15 protein-coding genes are annotated in these 15,685 nt (G+C 73.1%); 9 read left to right on the top strand and 6 right to left on the bottom strand.

Annotated elements, in window-relative coordinates:
• Nucleotides 1–50 precede the first annotated feature (50 nt).
• Nucleotides 51–1,397 carry a UDP-N-acetylmuramoyl-L-alanine--D-glutamate ligase gene (gene murD / locus NMK34_RS20170; protein ID WP_318334760.1) on the top strand — a complete coding sequence of 449 codons (1,347 nt, stop codon included), beginning with the start codon at nucleotides 51–53 and terminating at the stop codon, nucleotides 1,395–1,397.
• Nucleotide 1,398: 1 nt separating this feature from the next.
• On the opposite strand, the gene NMK34_RS20165 is transcribed toward murD, so the two are convergent.
• The 3 genes from NMK34_RS20165 to NMK34_RS20155 form a co-directional block, all read right to left on the bottom strand.
• Nucleotides 1,399–2,004 (bottom strand): DUF6114 domain-containing protein, encoded by a 606-nt coding sequence (locus NMK34_RS20165; RefSeq protein WP_318334759.1) that lies wholly within the window; start codon nucleotides 2,002–2,004, stop codon nucleotides 1,399–1,401.
• 1 nt (nucleotide 2,005) lies between these two features.
• A complete protein-coding gene (locus NMK34_RS20160; protein WP_135241096.1) occupies nucleotides 2,006–2,635 on the bottom strand; it encodes a DUF6230 family protein in 630 nt (209 codons plus the stop codon).
• 183 nt (nucleotides 2,636–2,818) lie between these two features.
• The gene (locus tag NMK34_RS20155) at nucleotides 2,819–3,574 is read right to left on the bottom strand and encodes a TetR/AcrR family transcriptional regulator (protein WP_318334758.1); all 756 of its coding nucleotides are present in this window, start codon (nucleotides 3,572–3,574) and stop codon (nucleotides 2,819–2,821) included.
• Nucleotides 3,575–3,923: 349 nt separating this feature from the next.
• On the opposite strand from NMK34_RS20155, the gene NMK34_RS20150 reads away from it, so the two are divergent.
• Nucleotides 3,924–4,610 (top strand): Tat pathway signal sequence domain protein, encoded by a 687-nt coding sequence (locus tag NMK34_RS20150; protein ID WP_318334757.1) that lies wholly within the window; start codon nucleotides 3,924–3,926, stop codon nucleotides 4,608–4,610.
• A gap of 57 nt (nucleotides 4,611–4,667) precedes the next feature.
• On the opposite strand, the gene NMK34_RS20145 is transcribed toward NMK34_RS20150, so the two are convergent.
• Nucleotides 4,668–5,630, bottom strand: coding sequence for a hypothetical protein (locus NMK34_RS20145; RefSeq protein ID WP_318336382.1), 963 nt, complete (start codon nucleotides 5,628–5,630; stop codon nucleotides 4,668–4,670).
• 117 nt (nucleotides 5,631–5,747) lie between these two features.
• Here NMK34_RS20145 and NMK34_RS20140 point away from each other — a divergent pair, with 117 nt between their 5' ends.
• Entirely contained in the window at nucleotides 5,748–7,043 is a 1,296-nt protein-coding gene (locus NMK34_RS20140; protein ID WP_318334756.1) for an aspartate aminotransferase family protein, read from the top strand.
• 3 nt (nucleotides 7,044–7,046) lie between these two features.
• Here NMK34_RS20140 and NMK34_RS20135 read toward each other — a convergent pair whose 3' ends face one another.
• Nucleotides 7,047–8,489, bottom strand: a complete 1,443-nt coding sequence (locus NMK34_RS20135; protein ID WP_318334755.1) for an acyltransferase — start codon at nucleotides 8,487–8,489, stop codon at nucleotides 7,047–7,049.
• Between the two features lie 163 nt (nucleotides 8,490–8,652).
• Here NMK34_RS20135 and ngcE point away from each other — a divergent pair, with 163 nt between their 5' ends.
• The 4 genes from ngcE (at nucleotide 8,653) to NMK34_RS20115 (ending at nucleotide 12,620) form a co-directional block, all read left to right on the top strand.
• On the top strand, nucleotides 8,653–10,068 hold the full coding sequence (gene ngcE, locus NMK34_RS20130; RefSeq protein ID WP_318334754.1) for an N-acetylglucosamine/diacetylchitobiose ABC transporter substrate-binding protein: 1,416 nt from the start codon (nucleotides 8,653–8,655) through the stop codon (nucleotides 10,066–10,068).
• Nucleotides 10,068–10,976 (top strand): carbohydrate ABC transporter permease, encoded by a 909-nt coding sequence (locus NMK34_RS20125; protein ID WP_013287344.1) that lies wholly within the window; start codon nucleotides 10,068–10,070, stop codon nucleotides 10,974–10,976. The genes ngcE and NMK34_RS20125 overlap by 1 nt, the downstream gene beginning before the upstream one ends.
• Entirely contained in the window at nucleotides 10,973–11,878 is a 906-nt protein-coding gene (locus NMK34_RS20120) for a carbohydrate ABC transporter permease (RefSeq protein ID WP_412098902.1), read from the top strand. Before NMK34_RS20125 ends, NMK34_RS20120 begins: the two co-directional genes overlap by 4 nt.
• Before the next feature lie 85 nt (nucleotides 11,879–11,963).
• A complete protein-coding gene (locus tag NMK34_RS20115) occupies nucleotides 11,964–12,620 on the top strand; it encodes a hypothetical protein (RefSeq protein ID WP_318334753.1) in 657 nt (218 codons plus the stop codon).
• A 204-nt stretch (nucleotides 12,621–12,824) separates the two neighbouring features.
• Here NMK34_RS20115 and NMK34_RS20110 read toward each other — a convergent pair whose 3' ends face one another.
• A complete protein-coding gene (locus NMK34_RS20110) occupies nucleotides 12,825–13,814 on the bottom strand; it encodes a BadF/BadG/BcrA/BcrD ATPase family protein (RefSeq protein ID WP_318334752.1) in 990 nt (329 codons plus the stop codon).
• 157 nt (nucleotides 13,815–13,971) lie between these two features.
• On the opposite strand from NMK34_RS20110, the gene NMK34_RS20105 reads away from it, so the two are divergent.
• Both NMK34_RS20105 and NMK34_RS20100 read left to right on the top strand, forming a co-directional pair.
• Nucleotides 13,972–14,919, top strand: coding sequence for a MurR/RpiR family transcriptional regulator (locus tag NMK34_RS20105; RefSeq protein WP_318334751.1), 948 nt, complete (start codon nucleotides 13,972–13,974; stop codon nucleotides 14,917–14,919).
• Nucleotides 14,916–15,665 (top strand): SIS domain-containing protein, encoded by a 750-nt coding sequence (locus NMK34_RS20100; RefSeq protein WP_318334750.1) that lies wholly within the window; start codon nucleotides 14,916–14,918, stop codon nucleotides 15,663–15,665. The genes NMK34_RS20105 and NMK34_RS20100 overlap by 4 nt, the downstream gene beginning before the upstream one ends.
• Nucleotides 15,666–15,685 lie beyond the last annotated feature (20 nt).

Raw genomic sequence — 15,685 nt, 5'->3', positions numbered from 1 at the left:
TCCGGCTGGGCCGGACCCTGCCCGCCGTCGACCGAGTCCGAGGAGAGCCCGTGCGCCTGTCTGATCTGCGCGGACGTCATGTCGCCGTCTGGGGCGCCGGCCGCGAGGGCCGGGCCGCGGTGACCGCGATCGCCGCGCACGGGCCGGCCGGCCTGGTCGTCGTCGACGACAGCGCCAACTTCCTCACCCTGCCCTGGGACGGTCCGCTGGCCGCCGCCGCGCCGCTCGTCACCGGCGAGGAGGGCTTCGAGCGCCTGGCGGACGCCGACGTGGTGGTCCGCTCCCCGGGTGTGCCGAACACCCACCCGTGGATGGTGGAGCTGCGCCGCCGGTCCGTGCCGGTCACGCAGGGCAGCGCGCTGTGGATGGCCGACCACGCGGACCGGACCGTCGGGGTGACCGGCAGCAAGGGCAAGAGCACCACGTCCAGCCTGATCAGTCACCTGCTCACCGCGATGGACCGGCCGAACGTGTTCGGCGGCAACATCGGGGTGCCGCTGCTGGACCTGCCCGAGGCGGAGCTGTACGTGCTGGAGCTGTCCAGCTACCAGTGCTCCGACCTGACCGACTCGCCGCGCGTGGCGGTGGTGACCGCGCTGTTCCCGGAGCACCTGGACGCGCACGGCGGCGAGCGGGAGTACTACCGGGACAAGCTGAACCTGATCGCGCACGGCCCGCACGCCGTCGTGGTCAACGGCGCCGACCCGCGGCTGGCGGCGGAGCTGGGCGACCGGGCCGCGGTACGGGCCGGCTCGCCGGACACGACGCACGTCGCCACCGGGCCGGACGGCACGCCGTGGTTCCACCTGCGGGACACGCCGCTGTTCCCGCGCGCCGTGCTGCCGCTGGTCGGGCGGCACAACGAGGGCAACCTCTGCGTCGCGCTCGCCGTGCTGGACGCGCTCGGCGTCGACGTGGTGGCGCGCAAGGACAGCCTCGCCGTGGCGGTCGCCGAGTTCCAGGGCCTGGCGCACCGGCTCACCGAGATCGCCGACCCGTCCGGGCTCACGTTCGTCGACGACACGCTCGCCACCAGCCCGTACGCGGCCATGCACGCGATCGACGCGTACGAGGGACGGCCGCTGACCGTGATCGTCGGCGGCGCCGACCGGGGGCTGGACTACAGCCCGTTGCGCGCGCACCTGGCCGGCCGGGAGATCACCGTGATCGGCGTGCCGGACAGCGGCCCCCGCATCGTGGAGGCGCTGTCCGGACTGCCGTCGGTGCGTACCGAGCTGGCCGACGACCTGGTCGCCGCCGTCGGGCTGTCCCGCAAGCTGACCCCGGCCGGTGGGGTGGTGCTGCTGTCCCCGGCCGCGCCGAGCTACGGCCGGTTCCGCAACTTCGAGCACCGCTCCGAGGTGTTCGCGCAGGCGGTCGCGGACACCGCCCGCTGAGTCAGCCGCGCTCCGCCCGCGTGTGCCGCGGCGGCCCCGGCTCGGCCGACAGGAGCGCGTCGAGCGACTCGGTGGGCGCCGAGCCGTCCATCGGCTCGCGCGGCCCGGGCGCCGTGCCGGCGGACGTCGCACCAGCGAGCGTCGTGTCGGCGGACGTCGTCTCGGCGGACGTCGCGTCGGCGGGTGTCGCCTCGGCGCGTGTCGCGGCCGGGCCGGCGCGGGGAGCCCGCCGCTTGACCGGCGTCCAGGCGAACGCGAGCGCACCGCCGACGAGCGCCAGCAGCATGCCGATCAGGAACCCGCCCAGGTTCGAGGTGAGCCAGGAGACCAGCCCGAGCACGAGGGAGAGCACCGCGTAGAAGACGCGTTGCTGCGGCGTGGTGATCAGCAGTACGCCGCAGATCACCAGGACCAGGGGGACCAGGTAGGCGGCCAGCCCCTGTGGCCCGACGTGCAGCAGCACCCCGAGCGGCGCGCGCAGCGTCACGAGCATCTCCGCGCCGCCGAGCGCGATGAGCAGCCCGGCGGTGAACGGCCGCGCCCGGCGCCAGCGCCGCCAGCGTGTCCGGACGCCGGCGGCAGGCGCCGAGTGCTGTCCCGCGCTCACCTCAGCACCCTTCGGAGCTGAAGCCCATGCGCAGGTTGGGCAGCGTGAAGACGGCGGCGGTGGTGGCGTAGTTGTTCTGCCGCAGGTTGGTGATGGTCACGGTGTCGGCCTGCTGGGCGAACACGCCCGGGTTGCCCTTGACCCCGGGAACCTTGTCGACGGTGCTGGCGTCCTGCCCGACGTCGATGTTCTTGAAGGAGGCGTTACCGGCGATCTCGTCGCCGTCGACCACGAGCGTGCGGGCGGAGACGGGCTTCCCGGAATTGCCGGCGGTGATCCGCAGGTTGGTCCCGCCCAGATTGATGCTCTGGCAGAGATTGGTCAGCTCGGCCTTGTCGATCGCCGAGACGATCACGAGCACCTGGCCGCCGGTGTCGCCCTGGTTGGGGCTGTCCGGGATCATCTGGTCGAGCGTGGCGAACTGCTCGAACCCGGTGCCCTCCAGTTTGTCGGCGGTGACCGTGAACGGCATGCCCGAGATGGCGAACTGCGCGCCGAGCACACCCTGTGCGGTCAGCACCACCATGCCGGCCGCGCCGGCCGCCACGGCGCCGAACGTGACGGCGAACCGGCGCCAGCGTACGCCGCTCCGCGGTTGATCGGTCTCGACCTGATCGATCTGCTCCGACATGCCGGCCCCTTTCGAGATCAATTCATCTGCGACGATGTGAATTGGCTTCGCAGGATGTGCGCGCCGAGGGGCGCAGGCCGAAGTTACCGCTGAGTAAAGGGGCGGTCAACTGCCTGTAGCAGATCGTTGGGCGGCATTTGCCAAAAGCGGCCAAAGTGAAAAACCGCTGCGGTTTCCGACCGGTCAGGGCTGGCCGGGTGCGCAGGGCGCGGTGGTGGCCGGGCCGTCGTCCGTCCCCGCCGCCCGCGCCACGCGGCCCGCCTCGCGTGGGCCGAGGAACGGCGCGGTCGCCGCGTACGTGAGGGCCGGCAGCAGAAGTGGCAGTTCCTCGGCCCGCCCCTGCGCCACCCGCTCGCGGATGGTGGCGTGGATGCCGCCGACCACTACGGACAGCAGCGCGTCCCGGTCCACACCGGCCGGATCCGGCCCGGTGCCGGCGAAGAACCGGCGGAAGCTGCTCAGCAGCGCGTCGCGCTCCCGGCGGGCGTCCGGACCTGCGGCATCCACCTCGACCAGCGCCATCCGGGCGAAGGCGGGCACGCTCGCGAGCACGTCGAGCAGGGTGCGCAGCGCCGCCCGGGCGGCCTGCGGCCAGTCCGGGCCGGCGTCGCGGTAGGCGTCCTCCATCAGGTGCGACACCACCGCGATGCCGTGCCGGTACGCGGCCAGGAACGCGTCCTGCTTGCCGCTGAACAGCGCATAGAACGCGGGCCGGGTGACCCCGGCGGCGTGGCAGATGTCGCTGACCCGGGCGTTGTCGTACCCCCGGCTGGCGACCTCCCGGACCAGTCCGTCGAAGAGGCGGTCGCGCTGGGTCGCCGCGACCTCCTCGGCCGGCACGCGGCGCGGGCCGCGCTTGATGGCGCGGTCCGGGTCACGGCCGTGGCGGGCGCCCGGCAGGGGCACGGGCGCCGGCGACGGCGGGCTCGGGACTGTCACTCATCGACCTTTCTTGATGCGTTGACTTTACGACCCTCCGGGGTTTATAACTTTCGACACGCTCAGTTCACGCCTCGTCACCGCTGGTGATCTCTCCCGATCGGTCACCCGAACGCGTCGAAGGAGGGCCGGATGGCTGCCATTATCGCCGCGCGGACCCGTCCCCCCAAGGCCGGAGAGAGCCAGGTGACGCGGCGACGCCGCACTGCGCCACGCCGCCCGGCCCGCTGAGGCCGCAACGGCGCACCACCACCCGCGACGGCCCGGTCCCGGCCGCCGCGCCCACCGGCTCCGTCCACCCCGGACGCCGCCGGCACCGTTTTCTGTCCCACCGCCGGAAGGAACAACCATGCCCAGGTACGGACGCATCGGCGCGGGCCTCGCCGCCCTGGCGCTGCTGACCGGTCTGGTCGGCGCCGCCCCCGCCACCGCCGCACCCACCACCTCGCTCGCCAGCGCCGTGCTGACCTACCCGACCGCCGCCGGCACCGCCGTGTCGGTGGGCGACGTCATCCAGGCCAGCCTGCGCAGCGGCACCAACGCCACGTTCTACTCCTCGACCAGCGGCAGCACCGGCGTCAAGTGCGCCGCGTCCAGCTTCAGCGCCAGGGTGCTGACCAACCCGACCGCACCCGGCACCGCGACCGAGAGCCTCACCGCGCAGTCGTTCACCAGCTGCACGACGAACGTCTTCGGCACCACCGGCGTGCAGAGCGTCACCGTCAACAACCTGCCCTACACCACGTCGGTGACCAGTGCGGGCGTGGTCACCATCTCCGGCACGGCCGCGGCGCCGATCCAGAGCACGGTCGTGCTCAACTCGCTGCTCGGCGCGATCACCTGCGTCTACCGCACCAGCACGAACACGCTGACCGGTACGGCGTCCAACGCCACCAACTCGATCAGCTTCACCAACCAGGTTCTGACCAAGTTCTCCGGCCCGTCGCTGTGCTTCGGCACCGCGTACTTCACCGCCTCGTACTCGCCGGTGAAGGACACCAGCAAGACCGGCAGCCCGGCGGTCTACGTCAACTGACACCCGGCTCTCGGGCCGGTGCGCGGCGGTTCGCCGGGCACCGGCCCGGACGCCGGTTCAGCCCGCCGTCAGCGTCGCGTGCAGCGCGCGCATCGACCGCAGCGCCGACCGGATCTCCTGGAGGTAGCGGCCCGGCGTCAGGGTCGGCTCCGGTACGGCGACCGCGGCGCGCGCGGCCGGGTCCACACCGACCGTCTCGATGCCGCACCGGTACGGCACGGCGAGCGTCCGCAGCGCGTCGCAGTGCTGGAACGGTACATAGATCGGGGCGGTCACCATCAGCACCGGGTCGTCCGCGCGCAGCCGCACGTGCTCGGCCCAGAACCGCTGCGTGTCGGCGGTGTGCGCTCGACGGCGGTCCGGTTCGCTGGACGGCGCGGCGAGCACCCGTACCGGGGGCAGCCCGGCCGGCCGGTAGGTGCGCGAGGACCAGGCCCGGTGCGGATGACCGGCCGGCTCGCCGTGCTCGTCGTCCGGCGCGTCCACCCCGAAGGCCAGCCGTACCCCGGCGTCGAGGACGTCCACCTCGGTGGCGCAGCCGGACAGGCCGGCGGCGTCGAGCGTGCGGGACTCGGCGGCCGACAGCGGCCGGAAGCTGCCGAGCACCGCCACCTCGCCGGTCACCTCGGCCGCCGTCCGGGCCAGCGTCGCCGCGTACGCGGTGCGCCGCAGGCAGGCGTGCGCCAGGCCGCCGAGCACCAGCAGGTGCGCGTACCCGGATCGGGCCGGCGCGGCGGCGCGGACCAGGCCCAGCGTGGCGGCGGTGCTCAGCACCAGTCCGGCGGTGGCCGGGTCGAACGCCGGTTCGCGGGCGTCCGGGCGTTCCCGTCCCTGCCGGAAGTCCCAGCGGCGGGCGGAGAACGCGTCCAGCCCGGCCAGCACGGCCGCCAGGTCGCCGTCGGGCCAGTCGCCGCCGAAGTGCGCCACGAGCTGCCGCACCGGCGCCGACTCCACCCAGGACCGGACCCCGGCGAGGAGCTGGGCCCGCGTCGTCCCCGCCGCGCCGCCCGGCAACGTCACCTGATCCGTCCGCACCCGGCGGATGCTACCGCCGGGCCGACTCGAACAGTGCCGGTTGTCCCGGCCCCGGTCGTGGTGGGAGCGTGCGGGGATCCACCTCCGCTGAAGGGTGCGCCGATGACCTCCGACGACCTGCTGGCCCGGCACCGGGCAGTGCTCCCGTCCTGGATGCCGCTCTACTACGCCGAACCGCTCGAACTCGTCGCCGGCTCCGGGCGCCGGGTCACCGACGCGGCCGGCCGGACCTATCTGGACTTCTTCGGCGGCGTGCTGACCACGATGGTCGGCCACGACATCCCGGAGATCCGGGAGGCGGTCGAACGGCAGCTGCGGACCGGGCTCGTGCACACCTCGACGCTCTACCTGATCCGCCGGCAGGTCGAACTGGCCGAGAAGATCGCCCGGCTCTCCGGCATACCGGACGCCCGCGTCTTCTTCACCAACTCCGGCACCGAGGCGAACGAGGCAGCGCTGCTCGTCGCCACCAACCACCGGCGCTCGCACCAGATCCTCGCGGTGCGCAACAGCTACCACGGCCGGTCGTACGCGACGATGGGCGTCACCGGCAACCGCGGCTGGTCGGCCAGCGCGCTCAACCCGTTGCAGGTGGCCTGGCTGCACTCCGGGGAACGGCTGCGCGGGCTGCTGGCCCGGCTCGACGCCGCCGACCGGGTCGACGCGGCGGTCGAGGATCTGCGCGAGGTGCTCGCCACCCAGACCGCCGGCGACGTGGCCTGCCTGATCGCCGAACCGGTCCAGGGCGTCGGCGGCTTCGTGCACGGCCCGGACGGGCTGTTCGCGGCCTGGAAGAAGGTGCTCGACGAGCACGGCATCCTGCTGATCAGCGACGAGGTGCAGACCGGGTGGGGCCGTACCGGAGAGCACTTCTGGGGCTACCAGGCGCACGGCGTGACGCCGGACCTGCTCACCTTCGCCAAGGGCATCGGCAACGGGTTCGCGCTCGCCGGGGTGGTCGGCCGGGCCGAGGTGCTGGAGTCGGTGCCGGCGATCAGCTTCTCCACGTTCGGCGGGAACCCGGTCTCCACCGCCGCCGGCAACGCGGTGCTCGACTACCTGCTCGACCACGACCTCCAGGGCAACGCCGCCCGGGTCGGCGCGATCCTGGGCGACGGCCTGCGCGCGGCCGTCGCCGGGCTGGACCAGGTCGCCGAGGTACGCGGCAAGGGCCTGATGCTCGCCGTCGAGTTCGTCCACCCGGGCACCGTGGAGCCGGACGCGGCGCTGACCACCCGCGTCTTCGAGGCGTGCCGGGCCGGCGGCCTGCTGGTGGGCAAGGGCGGCCTCTACGGCAACGTGATCCGGATGGGCCCGCCGCTGACGCTGACCGAGGACGAGGCCCGGGAGGGCCTGGCGATCATGGTCGACGCGATCCGCGCCTCGATCGAGGCGTGACCGTCACCCCGGCCGGCGCCGTCCCGCCGGTCCGGACCTGAGCAGCCGCAGCAGACCCGCCCCGGCCAGGTACGCCACCAGCGCCGGGGCGGGCAGGCCCAGCGGCTCCGGGGCCGCCTTGGGCGCGAGGCTGTTCAACAGCAGGCCGACCAGCACGCCCGCGTACCCGGCGACGGCCAGACCGGCGCGCAGCCGCCGGCCACCCGCCCCGGCCGGCCCGGTCGCGGCGGGGCGGCGGGTGCGGGCCTCGACCGGACCGAAGACGGCGACCAGCACGGCCAGCACCGCGGCCAGCGCAAGCAGCCACGGTACGCGCCACGCCCACCACGCCGCCGAGCCAACCGGGGGAGTGGGCAGCACGCCGAGCGCGTCCAGCAGGCCGACGAGCAGCACCGCGGCGGTCAGGTGCCAGAGGAACAGCGTGAGCACCACGGCGTTCACGGCGAGCACCGCCTGCCAGGGGCCGGACCGGCGCAGCCGGCGCCCGGCCGGGCGCCGCAGCAGCAGGATCAGGCCGAGCTGGGCGACGGCCGCGGCCATCAGCGCCACGCTCGGCGGCGCCGCGTTGTCCAGCCGCTCGCCCGGCACGTGGAGCATCGCCACCGGGTACGGCCCGGCGACCGTGAGCAGCACCAGCGCGGCCAGGCCGCCGCCGAGCAGGAGCACGCCGGCCCGGCGGGACAGCGGCAGCCGACGGCGGAGCAGGCCCCGGGTCCGGGCGCGGGTCGCGTCGGCATCGGCCGCAGGGCCGGCGCTCTCCCCGGCGCCGGTCGCGTCGGCGGGGTGGGTGTCCGCCCGGGCGGTGTCGTACCAGGCGAACCCGACCTGGTGGACGGCCAGCCAGCCGAACAGGTAGTTGCCGTCGGCGAGCGCGGCCGGGCCGAGGAGCCGGCCGAGGTCGCCGAGTGCGACGAGCACCACGAGCGCCGTCGGCACGGCGAGCCCGAACCGGCGGTGCAGCGCGTACATCGGCGGGGTCAGCGCCACCACCGCGACGTAGGCGACCAGGAACCACAGCGGGATGGTGGCGAACCAGACCACGGTGCGCACCTGCGCCGGGTCGGCGCCGCGCAGCGTGGCGATCCCCGCGCCGGCGGCCAGGACCAGCAGCAACACGGTGGTCGGGCGGACCAGCCGGGCGCTGCGGTCGACCAGCCATCCGGCCGCCGACCCGCCCCGGCGCCGGCGGGCGGCCAGCGAGGCGGCGTTGGCGTAGCCGCCGACCAGGAAGAACACCGGCATCACCTGGGCCACCCAGGTCAGCGGCCAGGCCCAGCGCAGATCCCCCAGCGCGGAGTGACCGGCGGGGCGGCCGTTGTCGTACCCGATGACCGTGACACCCCAGTGGCCGAGCACGACCATGGTGATGGCCAGCGCCCGGAGCAGGTCGATGTAGCGCTCCCGCCCCGGCGGCGTGCGTTGCGCGAGCTGCCGCAGGCGGCGCATGGGCTCAGGCTAGGCCAGCCGGGCCCGACCGGTACGGATAACGGATCGGTCGAGAGGTCTTGTGGTCCCCGTCGCACTGTCGTAGAAATTCTTCATTGGAAATGCGTCTTGTGAAGACAAGCGACAGGGTGCTCACCGCGCGTACCCGGACCGAGGAGATGCGATGAACAGGCGTGAGATCCTACGGCGCAGCGCCGCCGCCGGTCTGCTGGCCACCCCCGCCGCCGGGCTGCTCGCCGGCTGCGCCACGTCGGGTGGGGGCGACGAGGGCGACAAGAGCGCGTACAAGGGCACCAAGAGCGAGCAGAACCCGCTCGGCGTGGCCGAGGACGCCCCGCTGGAGGTGGTGATCTTCAACGGCGGGTTCGGGGAGGACTACGCAAAGGCCCACGAGGCCATGTACAAGGAGCGCTACCCGAAGGCGGAGATCAAGCACTCCGCCACCGCGGAGATCAGCAAGACGCTCCAGCCCCGCTTCGTCGACGGCAGCCCGCCCGACGTGGTGAACAACTCCGGCGCCGGCCAGATCGACTTCAACGGCCTGGTCTCCCAGAACGCGCTCGCCGACCTGGGGGAGCTGCTCGCCGCGCCGAGCCTCGACACGCCCGGCAAGACGGTCAAGGACACGCTGCTGCCCGGCACCGTCGAGGTCGGCTCCTACGACGGCCGGTTCCTGGTGCTCAACTACACCTACACGGTGTACGGCATCTGGCACTCCACGAAGCTGTTCGCCGACCGCGGCTGGGAGGACGCCAAGACCTGGGACGACCACATCGCGCTCTGCCGCCGGATCAAGGCCGCGGGCATCGCCCCCTGGACGTACGCCGGTGTGCACCCCCGCTACATGAGCTGGCCGCTGATCTCCACCGCGATCAAGCTCGGCGGCCCGTCCGTGGCGCTGGCGATCGACAACCTGGAGCCCAACGCCTGGAAGTCGGACGCGATGAAGACCGCCGCCGACGCCTGGCACCAGATCGTCAAGGACAAGTTCATCCTCGACGGCTCCCCGGGCCTGGACCACAAGCAGTCGCAGACCGCCTGGTGCCAGGGCAAGGCCGCGTTCATCTCCTGCGGCTCCTGGCTGGAGAGCGAGCAGAAGGACGTCACGCCGGCCGGGTTCAACATGACGGTCGCGCCGACGCCGAGCCTGGGCAGCGGCGACAAGCTGCCGTACGAGGCGATCCGCGGCACCGCGGGCGAGCCGTTCATGGTGCCGGCCAAGGCGCGCAACGTCGCGGGCGGCTTGGAGTACTTCCGCACCATGCTGTCCCGCAAGGGCGCGCAGGACTTCACCAAGAAGGTCGCCAGCCTGCCCGTCGTCGCCGGCGCGACCGAGGGCATCGAGCTGCCGTACGGGCTCAGCACCGTGGTCAAGGCGCTCGACGCGTCCGGGTCCAAGGGCTTCAACTGGGTCTACAACAACTACTACCGCAAGCTGGAGCGCAACCTGGTCGACGCGGCCTGCGGCGAGTTCTTCAGCGGCCGGATCTCCCCGGCCGAGTTCCTCGACCAGTGCCAGAAGGGCGCCGACTCGATCGCTCAGGACAGCTCGGTCAAGAAGTACAAGCGGTCCGCGTGATGCGACAGGGCCGCCTCCCCCTGATCCTCACGTTCCTCCTGCCACCACTGGCGTTGTACGGCATCTTCGTGCTGTCGCCGTACCTCCAGGCCTTTCAGATCTCCACCACCGACTGGATGGGCTACTCCGCGCAGGCCGACCCGGTCGGCATGGCGAACTTCCGCACGCTGCTGCACGACGGGTACGTGTGGAACGCGTTGAAGAACAACGCGATCCTGCTCGCCGTGGTGCCGGTGGTGACGATCGGGCTGGGCCTGTTCTTCGCCAGCATGCTCACCATGGGCGGCCGCAAGGGCCGGGCCGGTGTGACCGGGGTGCGCGGCACCTCGGTCTACCGGCTCGTCTACTTCTTCCCCCAGGTGCTCTCGGTGGTGATCATCGCGCTGCTCTGGAAGGAGATCTACAGTCCGACGAGTGGCCTGCTCAACGGCGCCCTGCGCGCCGTCGGGCTGGCCACCCCGGCCTGGCTCGGCGACCCGCGCTTCGCGTTCTGGTGCGTGCTGGCGGTGATGGTGTGGAGCAACGTCGGCTTCTACGTGGTGCTCTTCGGCGCCGCCATGCAGGCCATCCCGCGTGACATCTACGAGGCGGTGCTGCTCGACGGCGCGTCCCGCACCACGATGCTGCGGAAGATCACCATTCCGCTGCTCTGGGACACCATCCAGGTGGCCTGGATCTACCTCGCCATCGCCGCGCTGGACGGCTTCATCCTGGTCCAGCTCATGACGAACGGCGGGCCGAACTTCTCCTCCGACGTGATCGGGCTGCGGATGTACGACACGTCGTTCGGCAGCGAGAACAAGTTCGGGTACGCCTCGGCGATCGGCGTGGCGATGTTCTTCCTGACCCTCTCGGTGGCGGTGCTGGCGCTGCGCACCGCCCGGCGTGATCGGATCGAGTACTCGTGACCACCGTGGACACCGGCGCCCCGGCCGCCGACGCGACCCGTGCGGCCACCCCCGCCGACCGGCCGCCGCGCCGCGAGCTGGGCGTCGCGAACGTCTTCTCGCACGGCTTCCTGCTGCTCTGGGGCGCCATGACCGTGCTGCCGCTGGCGTGGATGGTGCTCAGCTCGCTCAAGACCAACGGCGAGATCGTCGCCGAGCCGTGGGGGCTGCCCGAGGCGCTGCGCTTCGACAACTGGACGCGCGCCTGGACCACCGCCCACATCGGCCGCTTCTTCTTCAACAGCCTGGTCGTGGTGGCCGGCTCGCTGAGCCTGACCATGCTGCTCGGCGCCACCGCCGCGTACGTCTTCGCGCGCTACGAGTTCCGCGGCCGGCAGGTCGTCTACTACCTGTTCGTCGGCGGCATGATGTTCCCGGTCTTCCTGGCGCTGGTGCCGCTGTTCTTCGTGGTCCGCAGCGTCGGCATGCTCGGCACCTGGCCCGGCCTGATCCTGGTCTACACCGCGTACTCGCTGCCGTTCACCGTGTTCTTCCTGACCGCGTTCTTCCGGACGCTGCCGACGTCGGTGGCGGAGGCAGCGCTGATCGACGGATGCGGGCACTTCCGGCTGTTCTTCCGGGTGATGCTGCCGATGGCGCGACCGGGATTGATCAGTGTCGGAATCTTCAACTTCCTCAGCCACTGGAACCAGTTCCTGCTGCCCCAGGTGCTGCTGCCCGGCGACGGGCAGGACCGGATGCTCGCCCAGGGACTGAGTTCGCTCGCGGTCAGCCAAGGATACGCCGGTGACTACGCCCAGTTGTTCGCCGGCCTGACCATCGCGGTGCTGCCGGTGCTCGTGGTGTACGTGGCGTTCCAGCGCCAGGTCCAGTCCGGACTGACCGCCGGGCAGCTCAAGTGAGGTGGTTGCCACAGGCAACGGGGCAGTGGAGAAGATCGAGCTGACCTAGGGTGAGCCGGCACGCTCATCTATCGACAGGAATCTCATGTTCTTCCTCCTCTACACACTGTTGCTGATGCTCGGCGGCATCGCGATGGTCGTCGTCGGCGCGGTCGTCAAGGAACAGGGGACCGGCTCCCGGATCCTCAACGTGGTGATCGGCCTGGCCTTCTTCGGGTACGGCTTCTACCTGCTGTTCCTCTTCGACGGCGACAGCTACCGGATCTTCTTCTACGTCTTCGTGCTGCCGATCCTGTTGATCGTGCGCGCGGTCAAGGCGCGCAAGGAGGCCCGCGAGCAGGCCGCGGCGCAGCAGTTCGCGGGTGGGCAGCAGTACCAGGGCGGGCCGTCGTTCCCGGGTGGTCAGCAGTACCCGGGCGGGCAGCAGTTCGCGGGCGCGCCGCAGTACCCGGGCGGCCAGCAGCAGCCCGGCATGTACCCGGGGGCGGGGCACGGCCAGCCGGGCCAGGCGTTCCCGCCCGCCCCGGGTCAGCCCGCACCGTACGGCGCCGCGCCGCAGGGTCACCCGGGCCAGCCCGCCCCGCAGGGCTGGCACCCGAATCAGCCCGCACCGCAGGGCGGCGCGCCCCAGGGTCACCCGGGTCAGCCCACGCAGTACGGCCCCACGCCGCAGGCCCACCCGGGTCAGCCCGCTCCGCAGGGCTGGCACCAGGCCCAGTCGAACTCGCAAGACCGATACTGATCAGCCGGAGCGCCCGGCTCACGCCGAGAACTGCCGGAAGCCGTGAGTGGAACGTCATGGGTGTCAAACCGGCGTTTTGACACCCATGGCGTTCCACCCAACGGCGCCCCGCCGCAGGGGCGGCACAGCGCAGCGCGGCAGGGCGGCAGCGCGGCACAGCGCAGGCCAGGGCGGTGCGGCGGCCAGCGCGGTGGGGCGGGCGGGTCAGGCGGGTGGGGGCACCAGGCGGGTGTGCAGTGCCGCCGGGTCGGTCACCTCGGGCAGGTCGCGGGCGGCGAGCCAGGCCGCGGCGGCCGCACCGTCCCCGGCGCTGTGCAGCGGCGCGTCCGGCCACCGGCCGGCCAGTTCCGCGCGTACCGCGCCGGCCAGCGGGGTGTCGCCGGTGAGCAGCCCGCCGCCGAGCACCACCGGATCGGCCGCGCCCGGCGGGCGGATGCGGGAGACGCTCTCCGCCAGCAGCGCCGCGGCCTCGGCGATCAGCGCGGCGGCTGCCGGTTCCCCGTCCCGTGCCGACGACACCACGAGCGGCGCGAGCCGGGCCAGTTCCACAGGCGGCCGCCGGGTCACGGCCTGCACCACGGCGCCGGCCGTCACGCGCGGCTGAGCGTCCACAGCGGGCGTGCCGGTCAGCTCCGTCAGCACCCGGCGTCCCAGCTCACCGGGGGTCTCCGCGCGGTCCAGGTCGGTCAGCAGCCGGCGGACCGCCTCGCGGCCGAGCCAGAATCCGGAGCCCGCGTCGCCGAGCAGCCAGCCGTGGCCGTCGGCGGTGCGGTCCAGCCGCAGGTCGCGTACCTGGGCGGCGATGGCGCCGGTGCCGGCGACGAGCACGGTGCCGTCCGGGGTGGCGGTGCCGGAGGCGTAGGCGACCAGCGCGTCGCCGTGCACGGCGTACGGGCACCGTAGCCCCGCCTCGGCCCACGCGCGGTCGAACGCGTCCCGGCCGTGCGGGTCGGCCAGGAGGCGGCCGGCCCCCGCGAGGCCGATGGCGCCGGCGCGTACCCGATGGGGGTCGATGCCGGCGAGCGCCGCGCGCAGGGCGGCGAGCAGCTCGGCGGCGGCCCGGTCGGCGCCGTGGCTGGTGGGGTTGCCGCCGCCGGCGCGGCCGGCGCCCAGGCGGATGCCGTCGAGGCTCAGCGCTGTGGCGCGGGTGGAGGTGCCCCCGACGTCGAGGCCGACCACGACGGTGTCCGACATGGCTCCCATGCTGGTCGGCCGCGTCTCCGGGCGCAAGATCGCGCCGGTGCGGCAGGTAACAGTTTGAAAACTTCACCCACGCCCTTGACACGGAGGGCCCTTCAGTAAGAACTTTTACCACTAACAGTTAACATTCTTTTCCGAAAGGCGCCCGCCGATGGCCGAGCACGAGGTGGAGACTTCCGCGGCGACCGCGGTGGTCGACGCCGGTCCGGCCGACCGGCTGGGCACCGACGGGGTGCTGGCCCGGGTCCGGGCCGGCACGGGGGAGCTGACCGGGGCGCTGCGCCGGGTCGCCGAGCACGTGCTCAGTGACCCGGAGGCGGCCGCCCGCGCCACCATCGTCGAACTGGCCGAGCGCAGCGGCACGTCACCGGCGACCATCACCCGGTTCTGCCGGGCGATGGGCTTCGAGGGGTACGCGGACCTGCGGCTCGGCATCGCCGCCGAGACCGGCCGGGCCCGCTCGGCCGGCTGGACCGTCGACATCGGACGGGAGATCCAGCCCGGCGACCCGCTGTCCCGGGTGCTCGACCAGATCATGGCCGCCGACACGCGGGCCATGCACGACACCGCCGCGCTGCTCGACCTGGCCGAGGTGGAACGCGCGGCGGTCGCCATCGCCGGGGCCAGCCGGGTGAACATCTTCGGGGCCAGCGGCAGCGCGCTCGTCGGCGAGGAGATGCAGTTCAGCCTGCACCGCATCGGCGTCGCCGCGTGGGCCTGGAGCGACGTGCACGGGGGACTCGCCAGCGCCGCGCTGCTCGGCGCCGGGGACGTCGCACTCGGCATCTCGCACACCGGGCAGACCCGGGAGACGATCGAGCTGCTCGCCGAGGCCGGCAGCCGCGGTGCCACCACCGTCGCGCTCACCGGCTTCCCCCGCTCGCCGCTGGCCGAGCTGGCCGACATCGTGCTGGTCACCGCCAGCCAGGCCACCACGTTCCGGCCGGACGCGCTCTCCGCCCGGCACCCGCAGCTCGTCGTGCTCGACCTGCTCTACATCGCGGTGGCGCAGCGCACCCACGACCGCGCCCACGCGGCCTTCCGGCGTACCGCCCAGGCCGTCGACGGGCACAAGGCCGCGAAGGGGGCCCTCTCATGATCAGTGCCCAGAGGTACGCCGACGCGGTCCGCCCGGTGCTCGACCGGCTGGTGGACAGCCAGGCCGTGGCGGTGGACCGGGCAGCCGACCTGATCGCCTCCGGGCTGCGCGCCGGCGGCGTCCTCCAGGCGTTCGGCGCCGGCCACTCGGAGGCGTTCGCCGCCGAACTGGTCGCCCGGGCCGGCGGCCTGGTCCCCGCCAACCGGCTCTCCCTGCACGACCTCGTGCTGCACGGCGACGCGCACCGCGACGTGCTCTCCGACCCGAAGCTGGAACGCGACCCGGCCGTGGCGCACCAGCTCTACGCCCTGGCGGCGCCGCAGCCGGGGGACGTGTTCGTGGTCGCCTCGCAGTCCGGCATCAACGGCTCGGTGGTCGAGCTGGCGACGCTCGTCAAGCGCGGCGGCCACCCGTTGATCGCTGTCACCTCGGTCGAGCACACCGCCCGGGTAGCTCCTCGGCACCCCTCCGGGCACCGGCTCGCCGACCTCGCCGACGTCGTGCTGGACAACGGCGCGCCGTACGGCGACGCACTGCTGCCGCTCGAGGGCGGCGGCGCGGTCTGTGCGGTCTCCTCGGTCACCGCGGCGCTGCTGGCGCAGCTGCTGACCGCGGAGGTCGTACGACGGTTCCACCAGGCCGGAGAGGTACCCCCTGTCTACCTCTCCGCCAACGTCCCCGGTGGGGACGAGCACAACCTCGCCCTCGAGTCGCGGTACGCCGGGCGCCTCCGGCGGACCGCCTGACCCGACCCACAAGGAGAGAC

The organism is Micromonospora sp. BRA006-A (assembly GCF_033433935.1).
Taxonomy (GTDB): domain Bacteria; phylum Actinomycetota; class Actinomycetes; order Mycobacteriales; family Micromonosporaceae; genus Micromonospora; species Micromonospora aurantiaca.
This window is presented reverse-complemented; position numbering and strand designations above follow the sequence as displayed.